Source organism: Polaromonas sp. (genome assembly GCF_012927455.1).
Classification (GTDB): Bacteria; Pseudomonadota; Gammaproteobacteria; order Burkholderiales; family Burkholderiaceae_C; genus Polaromonas.
Genome location: NZ_JABBPE010000016.1, coordinates 121,442 through 143,317, shown reverse-complemented (window position 1 = coordinate 143,317; position 21,876 = coordinate 121,442). Strand labels below are relative to the sequence as shown.

The window sequence follows — 21,876 nt, the reverse complement described above, 5'->3', positions numbered from 1 at the left end:
GGGCGCTAGTTGGGCCAGCGTGGATTGTGCCGGTTTTGCGCCTGGACCCTAAGCCGCCGGAGATGCCAGCATTTCACTGAAGATTGAGCCATGTCAAGCTATTGCGATGCAGTGCTACTAAACGTTTCACTGACCCCCTACTATACAAATAGTAACAATGGCAACAAATATGTTCGCCGCGCACGGGTCTTGGCTCGTATTTGAATCCGAATTTTTTAGTTGGGGATGGCCTGGATGTCGTGCCGTATGCTTTCCATGGCCAGGCTGGCCACACTTGCGCTGTTGCTGTTCACGGCGTTTGCGCAGGCGCAGATTGCCGCAAGCAACAAGATTTCCGATGTGCGCGGCACCAAGCACAACTTGTCGGCGGCGGCCGACGGGTCTGCAACTCCATCCGGCGGTACGGTGCCGGTCCGGGCCGTCAAGGCGACTTCCGAAACGCAAGTCTGCGTGTTTTGCCATACCCCTCATGAGGCGACTTCGGGCATCGTGGCGCCGCTGTGGAACCGGCAATTGTCGGGCGCCACTTACACGCCCTACACCTCCAGCTCGCTGGAAGCGGATGCGGCGCAATTGGCCGCGGCGCCGGGCGGCAGTTCCAAACTCTGCCTGTCGTGTCACGACGGCACGATGGCGATCGACAAGGTCAACGTGCTGAACGGCATCAAAAACGCCACCATCGCGATGACCGGCACGTCTGGGGGCAAGATGCCAATCAGCCCCGGCGCGGGGACCGGGTTCACGCGCAACCTGGGAACCGACCTGAGCAACGACCATCCTATCTCGTTCACCTATGACAGCACGCTGGCCGGTCGCGACGGCGAACTGCGCAGCCCCGATGGCGTGCTGGTCGGCAACCGTGTGCGCGGCGCGACACCGCCCAAGCTGCCGCTGGAAAACAACCAGGTGCAGTGTTCAACCTGCCACGATCCGCATCTGCGCGACAAAACCGCCAGCAATGGCAACGCCAAATTCCTGCGCATGAACCGCTTCCAGGTGGCGCAGCCCGCAGGCGCCATTTTCAATTCTGCCAGCGACATCATCTGCCTGGCCTGCCACGACAAGGCCGGTGCGTCGTGGGCATTTTCAGCGCATGCCAATAGCCAAGTGGCCACTCAGAGGTATACCCCGGCGGCGGCCCAGCTGCGTGAATTTCCGTCCTCGCTGGACACTCCTGCCAACGCCAATCCGCCGGTATGGCAGGTCGGCTGTCTGAACTGCCACGACACGCATTCGGTACAGGATTCGCGGCGTCTGCTGCGTGAGGGTACGAATACCAAGACCGGCGGCAGCGCTGCGCTGGAAGAGGCCTGCTACCAGTGCCACGCCCCTTTCGGCAGCTCAGCTGTGACCTATGCCCCGCTGAGTGCCAACGCCATCCCGGATATCAAGACGGATTTCGGCCTAGCCACCCACATGCCGATCGCTGCCGCCACGGAAGTGCACGACATCGGCGGTGTATTTAACGACGGTCCCCGCGCTGATTGCAGCAAGATAACCGGCAAATGCGGCATAGATATGCTGGAGTCGCGTACCAAACTTGGCGAGGGCAACTTAACCAACCGCCACGCGGAATGCTCTGATTGCCACAACCCGCACCGAGTGGTCAAATTCCGCGATTTCCGTGGCAATTCGTCGTCGGGCAACATCACGGGTACGCCCGATGCGGCAGGTACCCATCCGCACACCGATAACGCCATGAATCACACCAATATTGCGTCTGGCGTACTGCGCGGCAGTTGGGGGGTCGAGCCAACTTATGGTGGTGGTGTTGGTGCATCATTTCAATCACTGCCGACAGGTTTCCGGGTTGTGCGCGGCGATCCGGGAACCAGCAGCAGTGCAGCAGTTACCGAAACTTTCGTGACGCGGGAATACCAGATTTGCCTGAAGTGCCATTCCGACTATGGTTATTCCGACAACAATCTGCCTCAAACCGATGGTGGCACTGGCTTCGGCAATCGGCCAACGCTGGGAACGCCAGGCACACCACCCAACACCAATGGCGTGACGATGTACACGAATCAGGCCAAGGAATTCCAAGCGCCTATTGCTCATGCTGGAGAAACAGTGGGTGTCGCGGGAGGCGGAGCGGCGGCGGCCTTTGAAGGCGCCGGCAAAGTCAATCACCGATCCTGGCATCCGGTGATGAATGCCACGGGTCGCACGACCACCATACGCGGCATGAGCGGCGGTAATCCGTGGCTGGCCCCCTGGAATAACCAGGTTGGATCGAACACGATGTATTGCAGCGACTGCCATGGCTCCAGCGTGATATCGACGACCTCGGTCGTTCCCGACAATGGCGACAACGGCAACCCTTGGGGCCCGCATGGGTCCACTAACGATTTCATATTAAAGGGGGCATGGACCGATACCGGCGGCGGCAACGCCAGCCTGCTGTGCTTCAAGTGCCATGCGAAGGCCAACTACACGAGCGGAAACGACACCGGGAGAAAAACCGGCTTTTACGATCGTTCCAGCGGTAAGGGCAATCTGCACAATTATCACGTCGACAGGATGGGCAAAGAACTGCGCTGCACCTGGTGTCATGTCGCCGTACCGCATGGCTGGAAGAACAAGGGCTTGCTGGTGAACCTGAACGATCTAGGGCCGGAGGTGGGTAAGACGGCCGGCACCGCAGCACCAACGGGGGCGTACACCAACGGTCCTTACTATTACAAGGCGGTACTGCGGGTTACTACGTTTGCCAGCAGCGGCGCCTGGGCCGCTGGTGATTGCGGCGGAAAAGACTATATGAGAGGCGCGATGTGCGGCAGCCCGCCCTGAGGCTTAAGCCGACGACAACGCACGCCTGACCGGCTCGCTCGCTGCACGGCGTGAATTGGCGTAAAGAGCAGAAGCTCCGGTGCCTGCGGGGGTGCAGGGCCAAAAGGGCTAACTTGACTTTAGGGGGTCTAAGCGCTTCTTACAATAGCCAATGACCTTCCTTGCCATGCTCGCCGCCGCAGAACGCCAGAACCACTCCATGCTGTGCGTCGGCCTGGACCCGGATCCGGCCAAATTCCCCGGCAGGCTCCAGGGCGATGCTGGAAAAATTTACGATTTTTGCGCCGCCATTGTCGACGCCAGCGCCGACCTGGTCATCGCTTTCAAGCCGCAGATCGCTTACTTTGCCGCGCACCGCGCCGAAGACCAGCTCGAGCGGCTGATGGCGCACATGCGCCGCGCCGCGCCGGGCGTGCCCATCATTCTGGACGCCAAGCGCGGCGACATCGGCAGCACCGCCGCGCAGTACGCCATCGAGGCCTTCGAGCGCTACGGCGCCGACGCCGTCACGCTCTCGCCCTTCATGGGTTTTGACTCGGTGCAGCCGTACCTGACTTACCACGGCAAGGGTGCGTTTTTGCTGTGCCGCACCTCCAACCCCGGCGGCGACGACCTGCAAAACCAGCGCCTGGCGTCGGTCGACGGCCAGCCGCTGCTGTACGAACACATCGCGCGGCTGGCGCAGGGCCCGTGGAATAGCAACGGCCAGCTTGGCCTGGTGGTGGGCGCCACCTATCCGGCCGAAATCGAGCGCGTGCGCGCCATGGCGCCGACTTTGCCGCTGCTGATTCCCGGCGTCGGTGCCCAGGGCGGCGACGCTGTGGCTACGGTTGGCGCCGGCTGGCGCGGACTGGACGGCGTCACCCTCGCCCCCATCATCGTCAATTCGTCACGCGCGATTTTGTATGCCTCGTCGGGTGACGATTTTGCCGAAGCGGCGCGGCGTGAAGCCGTCAAAACTCGCGACGTGCTGCGAGTTGCGCGCGCCTAAGGCTTTGCGACTTTCCAACCTGCGCGCCGGCGATGCAACTCAAATGGCTGGAAGATTTTGTGGCGCTCGCGCAAACTCGCAATTTCAGCCGTGCGGCCGAGTTGCGGCACGTCACCCACCCGGCGTTCGGGCGCCGCATCAAGGCGCTGGAAGCCTGGGCCGGCACCGCGCTGATTGAGCGCGACAGCTCGCCGCTGGCTCTGACCGCCGCAGGAGCGAGCCTGCTGGACAACGCGCAGCAGATGGTGGGCACTCTCGGGCATGCGCGCGAGGAATTGCTCGACGCTGCCGGGCGCCACGAAAACACCGTTAGCCTCGCCACCGGGCGCACGCTGGCTCGCACCCTCGCGGCCGATCTGCTGCTGCGTCTGCGGCCGCTGCTGGCCCAGGGCGAGTTGCGCATCCTGACCCGCTCGCTGACTGATACTGCGCAGATGCTAGAGCGCGGGGAGGTGGATTTCATGCTGATTTACCACCACCCGCTGCTGGCCGTGCGGCTCAGCGCCCGGCAGTACGCGCACCTGACGCTGGCACAAGACAAGCTGGTGCCGGTGACCCGGGCCAACGCCTCGGGGCGGGCCCAGCACAGCTTTGGCGCGCAGGCCGCCACTCCTTACCTGGCCTATGCCGGGACGCTGGCGCTGGGCCGGCTGGTTCAGGACCATCTGGCCCACAACCCTCATGCCCCGCGCCTGCGGCGGGTGATCGAGTGCGACTCGGCCGACGCCGTGTTCGAATACGCCCGCAAGGGCCTTGGCGTGGCGTGGCTACCCTGGTCAATGGTGTCGGGTGCCTGCAAGGCCGGCCAGCTGGTGGTGCTAGGCGACGCGCGGCTGGAAGTGTCTTTCGAGGTCCGGGTTTACCGCGCCAAGCGCCGCCTGAATGCGCTGGCTGAACGCATGTGGCAGGTGCTGGCAAAGCGCTGATCGTTTGCCAAAACGGCCACAAGTTGTGCCGAAGTAGCACGGGCTTGGACATTGTCCTGATGACAATAGAGGAATCTGTGTTCTTCAGGAGTCGCGATGCTCGTCCCTTGTTCTGTCCTTCACGCCACGCGTTGGCTGGCACTAACGGTCGCGGGCGCCATGTCGCTGCTGGCGGCTTTGCCCGCTGCGGCGCAGCCCGAGGCCTATCCCAGCAAGCCGGTGACCCTGGTGGTGGCCTACCCGCCGGGCGGAAGCACCGACCTGACCGGCCGTACCTTGGCCGCCGAGCTGGCGAAAAAACTCGGCGTGCCGGTGGTGATCGAAAACATCGGTGGTGCGGCGGGCGCGATTGGCGCTCAGAAAGTGGTCCATGCGGCGCCGGATGGTTACACGCTGCTGGTCGGTGCCAACAATGAAATTGCCATCAACCGGCTGGTGTCTCCATCGGTCAAATACGAGCTCAAGGACTTCACGCCGTTGGGCCTGATTGCCTCGCAGCCGTTGGTGCTGGTGGCCTCGCAGAAGTCCGGTGTCAAAACAGTCGATCAGTTTCTCAGCGCGGTCAAGCAAAACCCCGGCAAGTTCAGCTATGGCTCGTCGGGGGTCGGCAGCTCGCTGCACCTGGCCGGTGAAATGGTCAAGGAACAAGCCGGACTGTTCATCACGCACATCCCCTACCGCGGCGTAGCACCCCTGACCAATGACCTGCTTGGCAACAATATCGACTTTGGCGTCTATGTGTTGTCCAGCGCGCTGCCGCACATCCGCAGCGGCAAGCTGGTGGCGCTGGGCACGACCGAGCTCCACCGTTCCGCGGTGACGCCGGACATCCCCGCGCTGGCCGAGACGCCAAGGCTCAAAGGCATCGACATCGGCACCTGGTATGTGCTGATGGGGCCAGCAAATCTGCCTGCGCCGGTGGTGGCCAGGCTCAAGAAAGCCTTGAACGACGCGCTGCAGTCGCCCGAGTTGCGCAAAAAGCTGGAAGACGCCAGCTCAACCATCGCCCCGGCCAATGTGGACATGCCCCGCTTCCTCAGCACCGAGGTTGCGAAGTACAAGAAGATTGTCGATTTCGCGAAGATCAGCGAATAACCCGCCTCCGCCATTTTTTGAAGGAAAAGCCATGACCTCCCTATTTTTTTCGGGCCGTGCCGCGCTGTGTGGCGCGCTGGCGCTGCTGGCCTGCGCCAGCGTGCTGGCCCAGCCCGACAGCTACCCCAGCAAACCCATCACCCTCGTGGTGGCCTACCCGCCCGGCGGCAGCACCGACCTGACCGGGCGCACCCTGGGCGCTGAACTGTCGAAAAAACTCGGTGTGCCGGTGATCATCGAAAACGTCGGTGGCGCCGGCGGGGCGATTGGCGCCCAGAAGGTGGCGAACGCCGCCCCCGACGGCTACACCCTGCTGGCCGGCGCGAGCAACGAGATCGCGATCAGCCGCCTGGTTTCGGGCGCCGTCAAATACGATCTGAAGGATTTCACCCCAATCGGCCTGATCGCCGCCCAGCCCATGGTGCTGGTGGCGTCGCAGAAGTCGGGCGTGAAGACGGTGGCGCAGTTCATCAGCTTGGTCAAGCAAAACCCCGGCAAGTATAGCTACGGCAGCTCCGGCGTGGGCACCGCCCTGCACCTGGCCGGCGAGATGCTGAAAGACCAGGGCGGACTGTTCATGACCCACATTCCTTATCGCGGCGTCGCGCCCTTGGCCAATGACCTGCTCGGCAACAACATTGATTTCGGCGTGTTCGTGCTGTCCAGCGGGCTGCCCCACATTCGCAGCGGCAAGGTGGTTGCACTCGGTACCACCGAGGCCAAGCGTTCGCCGATGACGGCCGAGATCCCGGCGCTGGCCGAAACGCCCAAGCTGAAGGGCATGGACATCAACATCTGGTTTGCGCTGATGGGCCCGGCCCGGCTGCCCGATCCGGTGGTGACCAAGCTCAGGAAGGCACTGAACGAATCTTTGCAAACGGCCGATTTGCGCAAGAAGCTTGAAGACTCGGGCTCGACCGTCTCGCCCCTCAATGTCGACATGCCGAAGTTTCTGAGCCAGGAAACCGTCAAGTACAAACGCATTGTTGACTTCGCGAAGATCAAGGAATGAGCAACGTGTTGCCATTTGATTTGCCCCAACCCGACCTGACAGGCTGGCGCGCCGGCAACACCGGGGTCGAGGGTGTCTGGCAGTTTGACTCGGGCCAAGCCGGCCGTGACGTGCTGATCAGCGCGCTGGTTCACGGCAACGAACTCTGCGGCGCCTGGGCGCTCAAGGGCCTGCTGGAGGCCGGGGTGCGGCCGCATCGGGGGCGCCTGACCTTGGCTTTTTGCAACCTCGCCGCGTTTGACCGCTTCGATCCGGCCAACCACGATGCCTCGCGCTTTGTCGATGAAGACCTGAACCGCCAGTGGTCGCCAGAACGCATTCAGGTTGGTGGCACGCAGGAGCGCCGGCGCGCCCTGGCCTTGCAGCCTTTTGTTGCGCAGGCCGACTGGCTGCTTGACCTGCACAGCATGCATGAGCCCGCCGCGCCGCTGCTGCTAACCGGCATGCAGGCGCGCAACGTGGCGTTGGCGCGCGAGCTGCGCTGCCCCGAACACATCGTGGTCGATCCTGGCCACAAGGACGGGGTGCGCATGCGCGACTTTGGCCGTTTTGGCGAGCTATGCGCCGACGGCAGCGACAACGGCACCCGTTCCCTGCTGATCGAATGCGGTTTTCATGGCGCCCTGCAAAGCCGCAGCGTGGCCCAGGATATCTGCGTGCGTTTTCTGCAGGCCGCCGGCATGCTGGACGCGACCGAGAGTCTGCGTCTGCTGCCCGGCTGGCGCCAACCCGATGCAGAGCAGCAATGGGCGCTGGATGTGACCGGCCCAGTCGTGGCCCAGAGCGAAAAGTTTCGCTTTGTCGAACCCTACCAGGGGCTGGAAATTATTGCGCGCGCTGACACGGTGATCGGCTGGAACGATAGCGAGCCGGTGACCACGCCTTACGACAATTGTGTGCTGGTGATGCCCTCGGTGCGCCAGGCGCGCGCCGGCGTCACCGTGGTGCGTTTCGCGCGTCGTCGTCCCTTGTGACGAGGGCGGGCACAGCGGCTGCGTTCATGCGCCGCACTGGCGTGTGCGAGGAGCGCGGCAGCGGCATCGACAAGGGGTAAAGGCACACCGGCATGGACGCCATAAAGCGTGTGCGCGCCTGTTATCCGCACGCCTGCCTGATGTGCGCGCGATTTTGTATGCGGCGGCTAGCGAGGATCTTGCTGATGCGGCGCAGCGCGAAGTTTTGGGTATTCTAAGGTGTAGCCCAATAAATGCGGGCGTGTACAGCTATTAAATAAATAGCAGTTTAGGGGTGCCGCAGCAGCCGCGCCAGCCCATTACGCCCGCTTGCTGCCCGACAAAGCAGCGCGCTGCCCAGCGCAGCCCCGGCAATCCGTTTGACCGGCGACGAACTCTGGCTGGCAGCCAGCAGCAGCGCCACGCCGGCAGTCAGCACCAGCCAGTGCTCCCCGGGAAAGCTGTCGCGGCTGTCGTCCCAGGCCCGGTAGTTTTGCAGGGCGCGTTGCAAGGAGAGGGACCGAGAAGTTGGGATGGGTTTCACAATTTTCACCCTAACTTCGGATCGTCATGGCGGCTGTCGGACATCGCCGCAAATGGCGGTAGCAGCCGGGGTCTGGCAAACCAATACCGCTCTCGCTGCGCGTGGCGACTGGTCAGCCAGGCCGGCAGCGGCAACAGCCTTCAATGTAGGCATTGAATAGGCCTCTAGCCCATAAAAGACGGGCGCAAACAGCTATCAAAACAATAGCAATTGAGCGCCAAAGGCAGGTGCAGCCCTCAGCTGCGCCGCAGCAGCCCGCCCAGCATCACGCAGCCCAGTGCCGCCACCACCAGCGCGGTGCCGGCCCACTGCCAGGGGGTGATGACCTCGCCCAGCACCAGCATGCCGGCGGCCAGTCCGACCAGCGGCACGCCCAGGCTGAAGGGCGCGACGCGGTTGGCGGGGTGGCGCTTGAGCAGTCCGGTCCACAGGCTGTAGCCGACGATGGTGGCGACCCAGCCTAGGTAGGCCACCGCCAGCCAGCTGGACCCCCTTGCCTCGGTCCATTGCCAGCGCACCGCTTCGGCATCGAACAGCCCCGACAGCGCCACAAAGGGCAGCACCGCGACCGAACTGCTCCAGACGACAAAGGCGGGCGGCGAGTAGTCGCCAGCCACCTGCTGCACGCGCCGCGCCACGATGTTGGACATCGACCACATGGCGGCGGCGCTCAGCGTGAGCAGCAAACCCAGCACTGTGGTGGCGCTTGTATTGACGCCGGCGGCGTCGGGATTCACATAATTGAGGGCAAAGCACGACAGGCCCAGCGCCGCCAGCAGCATGCCGGCCTGCAGCGGCCGGCTGGCGCGTTCATGCAGCAGCACAAAGCCGAACAGCGCGGTAAAGAACACCTGGGTCTGCAGCAGCACTGACGCCAGCGCCGCCGTCATGCCGACCTTGAGGGCGAGAAACAAAAAACCGAACTGCCCGACGCCCTGAAACAAGCCATACAACACCACCCACTTCCAGGGCACCTTGGGCGGGCGAATGAACAGCGCCAACGGCAGCACGGCAAACACATAGCGGGCAGCGCCCAGTTGCAGCGGGGTGAAGTCGCGCAGGGCGAATTTCATCACGACGAAATTGACGCCCCACAAAACCACCACGATGAGCGCGGCGGCCAGATCGCGGCCCGTCAGAGCACTGTTTCGCATGGATCGGGTCAGCGCATCAGGCGCCCGGATGCCGCGCCCGGGCGGCATCCAGGTGCGCCTTGACGCGCTGCGCCAGCGCGATGTCGCCGGGCGTTTCGGGCAGCCAGGCCTTCACGGGAATGGTTTGGCCATCGACGTCGACAGCCGCAAACACCAGCAGGCATTCGGTGACGGCTACCATCTGGCCGGTCTTCATGTCGCCGCAGCGCACTTCGACCGAGATGTTCATGCTGGTGCGACCGGTGTAAGCCAGCCGCGCCTCGACTTCCACCAGGTCACCCACCGCTATGGAACGCGCAAAGCGCATGCTGCCCACCGAAACGGTGACGCAGTAGCCTTTGGCCCAGCGCGTGGCGCAGGCGTAGCCGGCGTCGTCTATCCATTTCATGACGGTGCCGCCATACACCTTGCCGCCAAAATTGAGGGTGGCGGGTTCAGCCAGGAAGCGCAGGGTGATGGAGGACATGGAGCAGCCGGGTAGGTTGAAAGGAAAATCAGGTGTGCGGCCGGTGCCAGACCTGGCTGGCCACGCGCAACATATTGTCACCCATCACCGCGGCGGCTTCCGCAGCGCTCATGCCCAGATCTTGCAGCGCTTTGGAAAGAATTTGCCAGGTCTCGACCGGCGTGTAGGTCATGCGGGTCAGCGAGCGGTCGTAGCCGGCCGCCTTGGGCCACCAGTACGCCGGGTCGTAATCCCCCGGCGGGTTGTCGTTGAGCTCATCCTGGCGAAAGCTGATGTCCAGCCCGATGCCGACATGCTGCACGCCCACCAGGTCTGCCACATAGGCCGCGTGCCGCGCCACGTCGCCCGCCGTAGGCGTGCGCGTGCCCAGAAAGGCCGACACGCCGGAGACACACACCACTCCTCCGGTGGCGGCGCAGGCCTTGATCTGTTGGTCGCTGATGTTGCGCCCGTGCTCGATCAGGCCCAGCGGGTTGGCGTGACTGAAGATCACCGGGTGGTTTGACGCCGCCATGATGTCCAGGCTGCAACGCCTGCCGGTATGCGAGCAATCCATCAGCACGCCCGCGTCGTTAATGGCTTGCACCATGCGACTGCCCAGCGGCGTGAGGCCACGCGCCACGTCATGGCAGCCGTCGGCCACGCTGTTGTTGCGGTTGTAGGCGAGGTGAATCTGGCGCACGCCGAGCGCGCGGTAGACCGCCACCATCTCGGGCTGCTCGAGCAACGGCATGGCCCCTTCCAGGTCGAAACCTATCGCCAGCACGCCGGCAGCGGCGGCTTGCTCAACGTCGGCAATGCTGCCGGCCAGCGCAAAACGCTCGGGATGCGCCGCGATGGTGGCGCGAAAAGCCGCGATCACCGACAAGATCTGCGGCACCGGATTCATGTCCATGCCGACATTGACGGACACATAGTGCACGCCGGCGTCGCGCAGGCGGTCGAGCGGTGAAAAATCTGCCTGCGGATGCAGCGGCAGGCAGGCGTGGGCTTCCCAGTTGATCATTGATGTTCTCCGCTGCGGCGAAAGCCGCTTGAGGCTTGCATGAGGGCGCGCGTGTAGGGGCTGGCCACGCGGCTGGCGGCCAGGTCCGCCGCCGTCAGCAGTTCGACCGTCTGGCCGCGCTGCATCACCATTAGACGCTCGCACAGGTGGGTCACCACCGCCAGGTCATGGCTGACCATGATGAAAGTCAGGCCGCGGCGCCGGCGCAGCTCTTCCAGCAGATTGAGCACCTCGGCCTGCACCGACGCATCGAGCGCCGACGTGGGTTCATCGAGCAGCAGGATTTGCGGCTCCAGAATCAGCGCGCGCGCGATCGCGATGCGCTGGCGCTGTCCGCCCGACAACTGGTGCGGGTAGCGAAAGCGAAAGCCGTTGCCCAGGCCCACTTCATCGAGCGCGCGTTCTATGCGCGTCTCGGCGTCGCTGATGCCATGAATCGCCAGCGGCTCGGCCAGGATGCGGTCTACGGTTTGCCGTGGGTGCAGCGAGCCGTAGGGGTCCTGAAACACCATCTGCAACTGGCGGCGAAACGCCTTGCTGCCCGGTTCTGCCAGCGCAGCGGTGGGAGCACCCGCGTGCTGCTTGAGTGCTACGGTGCCGGTGCGCGGCGCCAATCCGCAAATCGCGCGCAGCACGGTGGATTTGCCCGAGCCCGATTCACCAACAATGCCGAAACTTTCTCCCGGCGCGACTTCAAAGCTGCTGCCCGCTACCGCGACGAAGCCGTCGTAGACCACGCGCAAGTCTTTGACCTGCAGGCCCAGCGCAGCGCCGGCACTCATAAGGCCCATTGCGGCAGTCGCTCCAGCGTGGCCAGTGGATGCGTCGATTTTCCGAGCTGCGGCAGGCACGCCATCAGGCCGCGCGTGTAGGGATGCTGGGCATGCGCCAGCCCGCCGGCGCTGAGTTCCTCAACCACCCGGCCGGCGTACATCACCAGAATGCGGTCGCAAAACGAGGACACCAGCCGCAAATCATGAGACACCAAAATCAGGCCCATGCCGCGTTCGGTCACCAGCTTGTCCAGAATGGAAAGCACCTGCAGCTGCACCGTGACGTCGAGCGCCGAGGTCGGCTCATCGGCGATCAGCAGATCCGGCTCGGCAATCAGCATCATCGCGATCATGGCGCGTTGGCCCATGCCGCCTGACACTTCGTGCGGGTACAGTTTGTAGAGGCGCTCGGGGTCGTCGATGCGCACCGATTCGAGCGCGGCGAGCGTGCGCTTTCTTGCTTCGCCGGACGACACGCGGGTGTGGGCGCGCAGTGTTTCTTCGATCTGCGCGCCTATGCGCATCACCGGGTTCAATGAAAATTTGGGGTCTTGTAGCACCATGGCAATGCGCCCGCCGCGCAGTTCGCGCCGCTGTTTCGGCGAGCAATTGAGCAGGTCGGTGCCGCTGAAGGCGAGCCGTCTGGCTGTCACGCGGCCTTCGGGCGCTGTCAGTCCCAGGATGGCACGGCCGGTCTGTGATTTGCCCGAACCCGATTCGCCGACGATGCCCAGCCGCTCCCGGCCCAGCGTAAAAGACACGCCGCGCACCACCTCCAGCATGGCGCCGTCGCGGCCCGGAAAGGCGATGCGCAGATCGTCGACTTCCAGCAGGGGCGTCTGCTCAGGCCCAGCGGCGGCTGTTGCGCCCGTCATGGCTTGCGTCATGACTTGCTCTTCGGGTCCAGCGCGTCGCGCAGGCCGTCACCCAGCAGATTAAAAGCCAGGCTGACGAGGAAAATCGCCGCGCCGGGCGCCGCCGCCACCCACCATTGGTCCAGCACATAGAGCCGGCCGTTGGCAATCAGCGCGCCCCACTCGGGCATGGGCGGTTGCGCGCCCAGGCCCAGAAAACCCAGGCCGGCGGCTGTCAAAATGATGCCCGCCATGTCGAGCGTGACACGCACGATCACTGACGACAAACACAGCGGCATGATGTGGCGCAGCACGATGCGCCAGGGCGAGGCGCCCAGCAGTTGCACCGCCGCGATGTAGTCAGTCTGGCGTATGGTCAGCGTTTCGGCGCGTGCCAGCCGCGCATAAGGCGGCCACGAAGTGATGGCAATGGCGATCACCGCATTGCCGATGCCGGGGCCCAGCGCCGCCACAAAGGCCAGCGCCAGAATCAGCCGCGGGAATGCCAGAAAAATATCGGTGATGCGCATCAGCGCGGCATCGACAATGCCGCCCGCATAGCCGGCCACCGTGCCGACGATGAGCCCGATGGGCGCGGCCAGCACGGCCACCAGCCCCACCACGAACAGCGTGATGCGCGAGCCCTGAATCACGCGCGACAAAATGTCGCGGCCTTGATCGTCGGTGCCGAACCAGTGTGCGGACGAGGGCGGCAGCAGGCGCGTGGTGCGCAGGTCGCCGATATAGGCCGAATACGGTGCCAGCAGATCGGCAAAAATCGCTACGAAAATCAGCGCCAGCACGATGAAGAGGCCCAGCATGGCCAACCGGTTGCGCGCAAAGGTACGCGCGGCCCCGTAGGCCCGGCCCCACGACGCCTGCCGGCGCGACGTTGGCCGTTCCGACATCAAATAGGCATGTAAGCCCCCACGGTCGCCCACTGCGTGTGGCTCCCTGCCCCCCGAGGGGGCCGCTGCGCCTGCGGCCCGGCGGAGCCGGTTCCGCGGCCCCTGCTTGCGAAGATCGCCCTCACTAGCGCTCGCTGCTTGTTGCTCTCTCTCACCAGGAGAGGGCAGGGATGAGGGCTCCCCGGGTTTGGCGGCACTCATCGCACCCGCGTCCTCGGATCGAGCAATTTATAAAGCAAGTCAGACAGCAAATTGAGTCCGATAAAAACAGAGCCGACCACCAGCGTGCCGCCCAGCACCGCGTTCATGTCGGCGTTTTGCAGCGAGTTGGTGATGTACAGGCCCAAGCCCGGCCAGGCGAACACGGTTTCGGTCAGCACCGAACCTTCAAGCAGGCCGGCGTACGACAGCGCAATCACCGTGACCAGCGGCACCATGGCATTGCGCAGCGCATGGCCCCAGATGATGCGGGTCTCGGTCAGGCCTTTGGCGCGTGCCGCCACCACGTATTCCTGCGCCAGTTCATTGAGCATGAAGGAGCGCGTCATGCGGCTGATGTAGGCCAGTGAAAAGTAGCCGAGCAGCGATGCCGGCAGGATCAGGTGCGACAACACGTTGCCAAAGGCGTCCCACTGCCCGGCACGCGCGGCGTCGATGAGCAAAAAGCCGGTCACCGAGGTCAGCGTGTATTCATACGTCACATCCACACGCCCCGGCCCGCCGACCCAGCCCAGCTTGGCGTAAAACAGCACCAGCCCCATCAAGCCGAGCCAGAAGATGGGCACCGAGTAACCAATCAGGCCTACGATGCGCACGATTTGGTCCACCACGCCGCCGCGCCGTACCGCAGCCCACACACCGAGCGGCACGCCCAGGCCGGCACCGATGAGGATGCCCAGCGTGGCGAGCTCAATTGTGGCGGGGAAGGTGCGGCGGATGTCCTGCATCACGGGGTTGGACGTCAGCACCGAGGTGCCGAAATCGCCCTGCGCGATCTTGCTTAGATAAATGTAGAACTGCTGCCAGAGTGGCTTGTTCAGTCCGAGTTCTTCCCGCACCCGCAGGATCACATGCTCGGGCGCGCGGTCGCCCACGATGGCCAGCACCGGGTCTATCGGCATCACGCGGCCGATGAAGAAGGTGACCGCGAGCAGCCCCAAATAGGTCAGGAATATGACCACCAGAAAACTGCCCACTGCCTTCAGCGCGCGATGCAAGCCCGCGCGCGCGGGCTGCGCCGAAGGAGTGGGTGAAATGGGGTCCAAACCGGTAGGGCCGTGCGCTGCTTACTAATTACTTGGTGACTTTGAACATATAGGTGGAATCGGACGTGGGCCCGAGCTTCAGGTTGTTCACGTCGCTGCGCATGGCGGCCACTTCAAGCTGCTGGTAAAGCATGATGAAAGGACTGGTTTTGCGGAACTCGGCCTGCATTTCCTCGTACATCACCCGGCGCTTGCCGGCGTCGCGCTCCAGCACGGCGGCATCGGCTTTTTTGGTCAGCTCGGGCGTGGCCCAGGCATTGCGCCAGGCCAGCGGTTTGGCCTTGGCATCGTCGCTGTTGTCGGGGTTTTGCACAAAAGTGGCGTTGGTGTGCGGGTCCCAGTAGTCGGCGCCCCACTGGCCGATGTACATGTCGTGTGTGCGGGCGCGGTATTTGGTCAGCGTTTGCTTGCCGTCACCCGGCAAGATTTCAATTTCAACCCCTGCCCGCTTGGCGGTTTGCTGGAAGGCTTCGGTGATGCCCTGCACCGGCTGCGCCGTGCGCATGTCAATGGTCAGCTTGAAGCCATTGGGCAGGCCGGCCTTGGCGAGCAGGGCCTTGGCCTTGTCCACGTCGAGTTTGTACGGCATTTCCTTGCTGGCGCCAAGCAGGCCAACCGGCATGAAGTTCTGGTTGACCATGCCAATGTTCTTGATCAGCGTGTCGCCGATGGCGGCATAGTCGACCAGCCACTTCATGGCTTCGCGTACTTCAGGCTTGGCCAGGTTGGGGTTTTTCTGGTTCAGGCTGATGTAGTACACCGTGCCCTTGGGCGTGGAAGTGGTCTTGATGCTTTTGTTGCTGCCGAGGGCGGCCAGGTCTTCCGGTGACAGGTTGCGGGCAATATCCACGTCGCCTTTTTCCAGCTGCAGGCGCTGGCTGGAGGCCTCTTTGACGTGCCGGTAAAGCACCCGCGCCATTTTGGATTTTTCGCCGTGGTAGTTGTCGTTGCGCTCAAGCGCCACAATTTCATTGGCGCGCCATTCGCGCAGCTTCAGGGGGCCGGAACCAGCGTAGTTGGTCTTGAGCCAGGCATAGCCGAGGTCGCCATTGACCTCTTTGGACATGACCAGTTTTTTGTCGACGATGGAGGCGACATTGGCCGTCAAGCAGTTGTAGACAAAGGTGGGCGCGTAGCTCTTGTCGGTTTCAAAAGTCAGGGTGAGTGGGCCGGTCGGTTTGACCTTGTCTTTGACGTTTTCCTTGCTGAGTCCGAACTGGGTCAGGATAAACGCGGGTGATTTGTCCAGCAAGACCGCGCGCTGCAGCGAAAACGCCACGTCTTCTGCCGTGATCGGATTGCCCGAGGCAAATTTCAGGCCGGGCTTGAGCTCAAACGTGTAGGTTTTGCCGTCGCTGGAAACCGACCAGGTTTTTGCCAGATCAGCGATCAGCTTGGACGGATCGTTGACGTCGTAGCGAAGCAGCCGGTCATAAGAATTGCCCATGACTTCACCGGCAGAAATCTCGAACGCTTCCCCCGGGTCCATGGTGATGATGTCGTCAATAGCCCAGGCGACCACCAGCGTGTCTTTGGGTGTTGCCGCCAGTGCGCCCGCGCCGTGGCAAAGCAGCAAAGCCGCGCTTGCCGTGGCGCACAGCACGCGGCGGGAGACAGGTAGGGATAGGTAGTTCAAGATGGTTCCTTCAATGAAGCCTCGGACTGGCTGTTTGTTGATGCAAGAACTGCGCCTGATGGATGGCCAGCACGGTGCCAGAGCCTGCAAGGCTTAGACCTTTCGCAGTCTGCCGGCGCGGCTCAGGCCGTCAATGCGTAGTTACCTTAGTTTTCTTGGGTTCTGCCGACTGATGCCGGGCAGGGCCTTGATGCGCGGGTGCATGAGATGGCAACAACCTGCCGAGCAAAAAGCGCAGGCCTAAAAGACGCATTTCGTCACTCTGGCACAAAGCCAAAACGCCGCAAGGCGCTCAAAGCAGCCGTGCAAGGTAGCGTCCGGTGTGGCTGTCCGGATTGGCCGCGATGTCTTCCGGCGTGCCGACGCCCACCACGGTGCCGCCGCCGGCGCCGCCTTCGGGGCCCATGTCGATCAGCCAGTCGGCGGTCTTGATGACGTCCAGGTTGTGCTCGATCACGACAATCGTGTTGCCGGCGTCGCGCAGCTGGTGCAGCACCTTGAGCAGCAGGTCGATGTCGGCAAAATGCAGGCCCGTGGTCGGTTCGTCCAGGATGTAGAGCGTGCGCCCGGTATCGCGCTTGGACAGTTCCAGCGCTAGCTTGACGCGCTGCGCCTCGCCGCCCGACAGCGTGGTTGCTGCCTGGCCCAGCTTGATGTAGGAAAGGCCCACGTCCAGCAAGGTGTGCAGCTTGCGCGCAATGGTCGGCACGGCCTTGAAGAACTCGGCGGCCACCTCGACCGTGAGGTCCAGAATCTGCGCGATGTTTTTGCCCTTGTACTGGACTTCGAGCGTTTCGCGGTTGTAGCGCATGCCCTTGCAGACGTCGCAGGGCACATACACATCGGGCAGAAAGTGCATTTCGACTTTCACCATGCCGTCGCCCTGGCAAGCCTCGCAGCGGCCACCGGCGACGTTGAAGCTGAACCTTCCCGCCCCATACCCACGCTCGCGCGCCGTGTTCATCTCGGCCATCAACTCGCGGATCGGCGTGAACAGGCCGGTGTAGGTGGCAGGGTTGCTGCGCGGCGTGCGGCCAATCGGCGACTGGTCGACATTGATGACCTTGTCGAAGTGCTCTATGCCTTCAATCGCGTCATGCGCTGCCGGCTCTTCGTGCGCGCGGTACAGCGTGCGGGCCACGGCGGCATACAGCGTGTCGTTGACGAGGGTGGACTTGCCCGAGCCCGAAACGCCGGTGACGCAGGTCAGCAGGCCGACCGGAATTTCAACGCTCACGCCCTGCAGGTTGTGGCCGGTCGCGTTGACCACGCGCAATGCCTGCATCGCGCCCTGGGTTGCCAGGTGCACGGCTTCGCGCGCCGCACGTCGTTCGGCCGCCGGGCTGGCGGGAAAGCGCGATTTGCTTCGGTCGAAGGCCGGTGCGTCTTTCAGGGTGGGCAGCCAGGGCGTGCGGCGCTTCGGTACCGCAATGCTGAGCGTGCGCGCCAGATACTGGCCGGTCAGCGAAGCCGGGTTGGCCTGCACTTCTTCAAACGTGCCCTGCGCCATCACGCGGCCGCCGTGAATGCCGGCGCCCGGTCCCATGTCGATTACATGGTCGGCAGCGCGGATCATGTCTTCATCATGCTCGACCACCAGCACGCTGTTGCCGATGTCGCGCAGGTGCTTGAGCGTGCCGATGAGACGGTCGTTGTCGCGCTGGTGCAGGCCAATGCTGGGCTCGTCGAGCACATACATCACCCCGGTCAGGCCAGAGCCAATCTGCGAGGCCAGCCGGATGCGCTGCGACTCGCCGCCTGACAAAGTTTCGGCGCTGCGGTCCAGGCTCAGGTAGTTCAGACCCACGTCGTTCAAGAACTTCAGGCGCAGGCCGATTTCGCGCACCACCTTGGCGGCAATCTCGGCCTTGGCGCCCGTCATCTTCAAGGTGTTGAAGTAATCAAAGCTCTCGCGCAGCGTCAGGTGGCTGATTTCGTAGATGGCCTTGCGGTTGCCGCGCGCCGAAGCGTCTGCGCCGTCTTCAGGCACGCCCACCAAATAAACATGACGTGCTTCCTGGCGCAGGCGCGTGCCGGCGCAGTCGGGGCAGGGCTGCACGCTGCGGTAGCGCGCCAGTTCTTCACGCACGGTGGCCGAGTCGGTCTCGCGATAACGGCGCTCAAAGTTGGTGATCATCCCTTCGAACGGGTGCTTCTTGTTAACTTTCTTGCCGGCAGAGTTGCCCGAATCCATGATGTAGCTGAACTTGATGTCTTCCTCACCGGAGCCGTGCAGCGCCACTTGTTGCACCTGAGCCGGCAGCTCTTCAAAAGCCGTGTCGATGTCAAACTTGTAATGACTGGCCAGGCTTTCGAGCAGCGAAAAATAGTAAGCATTGCGCCTGTCCCAGCCTTTGACGGCGCCGCTGGCCAGGCTGAGCGTTGGAAAGGCCACCACCCGCGCCGGATCGAAAAATTCCTTGTGTCCCAGGCCGTCGCAGCCGGGACAGGCGCCCACTGGCGAATTGAAAGAAAACAGGCGCGGTTCCATCTCGCTGAGTGAGTAGCTGCAGACCGGGCAAGAAAATTTGGCGCTGAACAGGTGCTCCTTGCCGCTGTCCATTTCGAGTGCAATCGCCTTGCCGTCGGCCAGCCGCAGCGCGGCCTCAAAGCTCTCGGCGAGGCGCTGGCGCAGTGCTGGCGGCGCGGCAGCTGGCGCGCCCTCGGGCGCAGGCTGCGCGGCATCCAGCGGTGGCTGCTCCTGGGCGGCGCGCACCTTGATGCGGTCAATCACCACGTCAATGTTGTGCTTCTCGGTCTTTTTGAGCTTGGGCAGATCATCAAATTCATAGGCGATGCCGTCAACGCGAAAGCGCACATAGCCCTGCGCCTGCATCTCGGCAAACACGCCCTCAAACTCGCCCTTGCGTTCGCGCGCCAGCGGCGCCAGGATCATCAGCCGGGTGTCTTCGGGCAGGGCCAGCACGGTATCAACCATCTCGCTGACGCTTTGCGCCTGCAATGGCAAATCGTGCTCGGGGCAGTACGGCGTGCCGGCGCGGGCAAACAGCAGGCGCAGGTAGTCGTGGATTTCGGTCACCGTGCCCACAGTGGAGCGCGGGTTGTGCGAGGTGGCTTTCTGTTCGATGGAAATGGCCGGCGACAGGCCTTCGATCATGTCCACGTCGGGCTTGTCCATCAACTGCAGAAACTGCCGGGCGTAGGTCGACAGGCTTTCGACATAACGGCGCTGGCCCTCGGCATACAGCGTGTCAAAAGCGAGCGACGACTTGCCGGAGCCGCTCAGGCCGGTGATGACCACCAGCTGGTTGCGCGGGATGTCGAGGTCAATGTTTTTGAGGTTGTGGGTACGGGCGCCGCGTATGCTAATGGAGGTGGCGCCCATGCTTCTGACTGCGCGTGACGCGCTGCCCGCCGCGGAGGCTGAACTGGCTTGGGGCTGCCCCGCGTCGGCTTTGCTGGTCTCCGCGTTATGCGAGCCCGCAGGCGGTGGAACCAGGTAGTTGTTGTCGTTGGGAGAGTTCACTGAAATGAGGGCGTCGCAAAACTTTCCATCATAGACCGAAGCACCTGATCGAGCACAATAGATGGTTACGTATCGGCGGCTGTTGCCCCGTGAAGACGGCCGATAATGCTGGATCGCGGCGTCTTGCGGCTGATTGCGCTTAATTCTTCCTTTTTAAGATCCTGATCCTTTGACCGTGTCTTCTGCCCATCCCTCGTTTCCCATGACCGCCACCGAGCGGCGCGCCAGCTTCTCGCTGGCCTCGATTTTTGCCCTGCGCATGCTCGGGCTATTTCTGGTGCTGCCGGTGTTTGCTTTGGAAGCCGCCGCCTACCCCGGCGGTGACGACCCGGCCCGCGTCGGCTTGGCTATGGGCATTTATGGCTTAACCCAAGGTTTGTTACAAATTCCTTTCGGCATCGCTTCGGACTGGTGGGGCCGCAAGCGCGTGATCATTGCCGGGCTGCTGGTGTTTGCCGGCGGCAGCTTTATTGCGGCCTGGGCGCCCGACTTGAATTGGCTGATTGCCGGCCGCTCGTTGCAGGGTGCTGGCGCCATTTCCGCTGCCGTCACCGCACTGCTGGCTGATTCCACCCGGGACGAAGTGCGCACCAAAGCGATGGCGCTGGTGGGCGGCAGCATCGCGCTGATGTTCGCGTTGTCGCTGGTGATTGCACCGCTGCTGGCCGGCGTTATAGGTTTGCATGGCATTTTTGCGCTGACCGGCGCGCTGGCCGTGGCCGGCATCGCAGTCGTGCTGTGGTGGGTGCCGGCCGAGTCGCAGGAGCATGCGATGCGGCCGCGCGGCAACGCGCTGGAAGTGCTGAAAGATCCGGCCCTGTTGCGCCTCAATTTCGGCGTTTTTGTGCTGCACGCGGTACAGCTGGCCATGTGGATGGCGGTTCCCGCGCTACTGGTGGGCGCCGGGCTGGACAAAACCCTGCACTGGCAGGTTTATCTGCCTGCCGTGCTGGCTTCTTTCGTGGTGATGGGCATGACGCTCTTTCCCCTCGAAAAGCGCGGTTACCTGCGCGCCGTGTTTCTGGGTGCTGTCGGCCTGATTTTTCTGGTGCAGCTGGGGCTGCTGTGGGCGGTGTCCGGCACGGCTTTAGCCGGGCCCAGCTTGGGCCTGCTGGGCGCGCTGCTTTTCCTGTTTTTCTGCGGTTTCAATGTGCTGGAGGCCAGCCAGCCCAGCCTGGCGTCGCGCGTGGCACCGGCGCATGCGCGCGGCGCGGCGCTCGGTGTCTACAACACCTTGCAGTCACTGGGGTTTTTCGCCGGCGGCGCGGTCGGCGGCTGGCTCACCAAAACGCAGGGCGCACAGGGGCTGTTCATGGTGTGCGGTGGCCTGATGCTGCTGTGGCTGGGGGTCGCCTGGTCCATGAAGGCACCGGGTCGGGTCGCCCGCGCGGTCGCCCCTGACGTTGTCCCGCAAGGCCGTTCAGCCAGTTAAACTCTCAGCCACCACTTCGGGGATTGGGCTCCGGGGAATCGTTTAGGAAACACACCATGGCATCCGTCAACAAAGTCATCATCGTCGGCAATCTCGGGAAAGACCCCGAAATGCGCAGCTTTCCCAGTGGCGACCAGGTCGCCAACGTCACCATTGCCACCACCGACAAGTGGAAGGACAAGCAAAGCGGCGAGATGAAAGAGGCCACCGAATGGCACCGCGTGGTGTTCAATGGGCGGCTTGCTGAAATCGTCGGCCAGTATCTGCGCAAGGGTTCGCAGGTCTACGTCGAGGGCTCGCTTCGCACGCGCAAATGGACCGACCAGAGCGGCGTTGACAAGTACACCACCGAAATTCGCGCCGACCAGATGCAGATGCTGGGCAGCCGCCAAGGCATGGGCGGCCCTGGTGCCGGTCATGACGATGGCGGCTATGAAGCGCCACGCCAGGCGGGTGCGCCGCCCGCCCGCGCACCCGCCGCCGCGCCACGGCAGGCGCCCGCGCCGTCCAAAGCCGCCAGCGGCTTTGACGACATGGATGACGATATTCCGTTTTGAGTCTGCCTTCAGGCCTTGAGACGGCCT

The 21,876-nt window shown here is 63.4% G+C and carries 18 protein-coding genes; 8 read left to right on the top strand and 10 right to left on the bottom strand.

Annotation, left to right across the window (positions count from 1 at the left end):
* Window positions 1-246 precede the first annotated feature (246 nt).
* The 6 genes from HHJ18_RS15725 to HHJ18_RS15700 all read left to right on the top strand — a co-directional run bounded on the left by HHJ18_RS15725 (window position 247) and on the right by HHJ18_RS15700 (window position 7,788).
* Window positions 247-2,790 carry a cytochrome c3 family protein gene (locus tag HHJ18_RS15725; protein ID WP_296916792.1) on the top strand — a complete coding sequence of 848 codons (2,544 nt, stop codon included), beginning with the start codon at window positions 247-249 and terminating at the stop codon, window positions 2,788-2,790.
* Window positions 2,791-2,941: 151 nt separating this feature from the next.
* Window positions 2,942-3,781, top strand: coding sequence for an orotidine-5'-phosphate decarboxylase (gene pyrF / locus HHJ18_RS15720; RefSeq protein ID WP_296916791.1), 840 nt, complete (start codon window positions 2,942-2,944; stop codon window positions 3,779-3,781).
* Between the two features lie 32 nt (window positions 3,782-3,813).
* A complete protein-coding gene (locus tag HHJ18_RS15715) occupies window positions 3,814-4,707 on the top strand; it encodes a LysR substrate-binding domain-containing protein (protein WP_296916790.1) in 894 nt (297 codons plus the stop codon).
* Between the two features lie 96 nt (window positions 4,708-4,803).
* Window positions 4,804-5,802: a tripartite tricarboxylate transporter substrate binding protein gene (locus HHJ18_RS15710; protein ID WP_296916789.1), complete on the top strand. Its 999-nt coding sequence runs from the start codon at window positions 4,804-4,806 to the stop codon at window positions 5,800-5,802.
* Between the two features lie 31 nt (window positions 5,803-5,833).
* Window positions 5,834-6,814, top strand: coding sequence for a tripartite tricarboxylate transporter substrate binding protein (locus HHJ18_RS15705; protein ID WP_296916788.1), 981 nt, complete (start codon window positions 5,834-5,836; stop codon window positions 6,812-6,814).
* Complete coding sequence (locus tag HHJ18_RS15700) at window positions 6,811-7,788, top strand: succinylglutamate desuccinylase/aspartoacylase family protein (RefSeq protein ID WP_296916787.1); 978 nt, start codon at window positions 6,811-6,813, stop codon at window positions 7,786-7,788. Before HHJ18_RS15705 ends, HHJ18_RS15700 begins: the two co-directional genes overlap by 4 nt.
* Before the next feature lie 268 nt (window positions 7,789-8,056).
* Here HHJ18_RS15700 and HHJ18_RS15695 read toward each other — a convergent pair whose 3' ends face one another.
* From HHJ18_RS15695 to HHJ18_RS15650, 10 genes are all read right to left on the bottom strand, one after another.
* The gene (locus HHJ18_RS15695; protein ID WP_296916786.1) at window positions 8,057-8,278 is read right to left on the bottom strand and encodes a hypothetical protein; all 222 of its coding nucleotides are present in this window, start codon (window positions 8,276-8,278) and stop codon (window positions 8,057-8,059) included.
* 269 nt (window positions 8,279-8,547) lie between these two features.
* Window positions 8,548-9,465, bottom strand: a complete 918-nt coding sequence (locus tag HHJ18_RS15690) for an EamA family transporter (protein WP_296916785.1) — start codon at window positions 9,463-9,465, stop codon at window positions 8,548-8,550.
* 16 nt (window positions 9,466-9,481) lie between these two features.
* The gene (locus HHJ18_RS15685; RefSeq protein WP_296916784.1) at window positions 9,482-9,931 is read right to left on the bottom strand and encodes an acyl-CoA thioesterase; all 450 of its coding nucleotides are present in this window, start codon (window positions 9,929-9,931) and stop codon (window positions 9,482-9,484) included.
* 28 nt (window positions 9,932-9,959) lie between these two features.
* A complete protein-coding gene (locus HHJ18_RS15680; protein WP_296916783.1) occupies window positions 9,960-10,937 on the bottom strand; it encodes a membrane dipeptidase in 978 nt (325 codons plus the stop codon).
* Entirely contained in the window at window positions 10,934-11,719 is a 786-nt protein-coding gene (locus tag HHJ18_RS15675; RefSeq protein ID WP_296917349.1) for an ABC transporter ATP-binding protein, read from the bottom strand. Before HHJ18_RS15675 ends, HHJ18_RS15680 begins: the two co-directional genes overlap by 4 nt.
* Window positions 11,716-12,597, bottom strand: a complete 882-nt coding sequence (locus HHJ18_RS15670; protein WP_296916782.1) for an ABC transporter ATP-binding protein — start codon at window positions 12,595-12,597, stop codon at window positions 11,716-11,718. Before HHJ18_RS15670 ends, HHJ18_RS15675 begins: the two co-directional genes overlap by 4 nt.
* Window positions 12,594-13,472 carry an ABC transporter permease gene (locus tag HHJ18_RS15665; RefSeq protein WP_296916781.1) on the bottom strand — a complete coding sequence of 293 codons (879 nt, stop codon included), beginning with the start codon at window positions 13,470-13,472 and terminating at the stop codon, window positions 12,594-12,596. Before HHJ18_RS15665 ends, HHJ18_RS15670 begins: the two co-directional genes overlap by 4 nt.
* 197 nt (window positions 13,473-13,669) lie before the next feature.
* A complete protein-coding gene (locus HHJ18_RS15660) occupies window positions 13,670-14,689 on the bottom strand; it encodes an ABC transporter permease (protein WP_296917347.1) in 1,020 nt (339 codons plus the stop codon).
* Window positions 14,690-14,765: 76 nt separating this feature from the next.
* Window positions 14,766-16,373, bottom strand: coding sequence for an ABC transporter substrate-binding protein (locus HHJ18_RS15655; protein ID WP_296916780.1), 1,608 nt, complete (start codon window positions 16,371-16,373; stop codon window positions 14,766-14,768).
* Window positions 16,374-16,665: 292 nt separating this feature from the next.
* The gene (locus tag HHJ18_RS15650; protein ID WP_296917345.1) at window positions 16,666-19,719 is read right to left on the bottom strand and encodes an excinuclease ABC subunit UvrA; all 3,054 of its coding nucleotides are present in this window, start codon (window positions 19,717-19,719) and stop codon (window positions 16,666-16,668) included.
* Between the two features lie 343 nt (window positions 19,720-20,062).
* On the opposite strand from HHJ18_RS15650, the gene HHJ18_RS15645 reads away from it, so the two are divergent.
* On the top strand, window positions 20,063-21,292 hold the full coding sequence (locus HHJ18_RS15645; protein WP_296917343.1) for an MFS transporter: 1,230 nt from the start codon (window positions 20,063-20,065) through the stop codon (window positions 21,290-21,292).
* A gap of 56 nt (window positions 21,293-21,348) precedes the next feature.
* Window positions 21,349-21,849, top strand: coding sequence for a single-stranded DNA-binding protein (gene ssb / locus HHJ18_RS15640; RefSeq protein WP_296916779.1), 501 nt, complete (start codon window positions 21,349-21,351; stop codon window positions 21,847-21,849).
* Window positions 21,850-21,876 lie beyond the last annotated feature (27 nt).

Excerpts from the sequence above, each read along its gene's own strand:
- HHJ18_RS15700 (WP_296916787.1), top strand. The coding sequence starts at position 6,811 with ATGAGCAACGTGTTGCCATTTGATTTGCCCCAACCCGACCTGACAGGC.
- HHJ18_RS15685 (WP_296916784.1), bottom strand. The coding sequence starts at position 9,931 with ATGTCCTCCATCACCCTGCGCTTCCTGGCTGAACCCGCCACCCTCAAT.
- HHJ18_RS15715 (WP_296916790.1), top strand. The coding sequence starts at position 3,814 with ATGCAACTCAAATGGCTGGAAGATTTTGTGGCGCTCGCGCAAACTCGC.
- HHJ18_RS15680 (WP_296916783.1), bottom strand. The coding sequence starts at position 10,937 with ATGATCAACTGGGAAGCCCACGCCTGCCTGCCGCTGCATCCGCAGGCA.
- HHJ18_RS15670 (WP_296916782.1), bottom strand. The coding sequence starts at position 12,597 with ATGACGCAAGCCATGACGGGCGCAACAGCCGCCGCTGGGCCTGAGCAG.
- HHJ18_RS15645 (WP_296917343.1), top strand. The coding sequence starts at position 20,063 with ATGACCGCCACCGAGCGGCGCGCCAGCTTCTCGCTGGCCTCGATTTTT.
- HHJ18_RS15710 (WP_296916789.1), top strand. The coding sequence starts at position 4,804 with ATGCTCGTCCCTTGTTCTGTCCTTCACGCCACGCGTTGGCTGGCACTA.
- HHJ18_RS15705 (WP_296916788.1), top strand. The coding sequence starts at position 5,834 with ATGACCTCCCTATTTTTTTCGGGCCGTGCCGCGCTGTGTGGCGCGCTG.
- HHJ18_RS15650 (WP_296917345.1), bottom strand. The coding sequence starts at position 19,719 with ATGGGCGCCACCTCCATTAGCATACGCGGCGCCCGTACCCACAACCTC.
- HHJ18_RS15675 (WP_296917349.1), bottom strand. The coding sequence starts at position 11,719 with ATGAGTGCCGGCGCTGCGCTGGGCCTGCAGGTCAAAGACTTGCGCGTG.
- pyrF (WP_296916791.1), top strand. The coding sequence starts at position 2,942 with ATGACCTTCCTTGCCATGCTCGCCGCCGCAGAACGCCAGAACCACTCC.
- ssb (WP_296916779.1), top strand. The coding sequence starts at position 21,349 with ATGGCATCCGTCAACAAAGTCATCATCGTCGGCAATCTCGGGAAAGAC.
- HHJ18_RS15665 (WP_296916781.1), bottom strand. The coding sequence starts at position 13,472 with ATGTCGGAACGGCCAACGTCGCGCCGGCAGGCGTCGTGGGGCCGGGCC.
- HHJ18_RS15725 (WP_296916792.1), top strand. The coding sequence starts at position 247 with ATGCTTTCCATGGCCAGGCTGGCCACACTTGCGCTGTTGCTGTTCACG.
- HHJ18_RS15690 (WP_296916785.1), bottom strand. The coding sequence starts at position 9,465 with ATGCGAAACAGTGCTCTGACGGGCCGCGATCTGGCCGCCGCGCTCATC.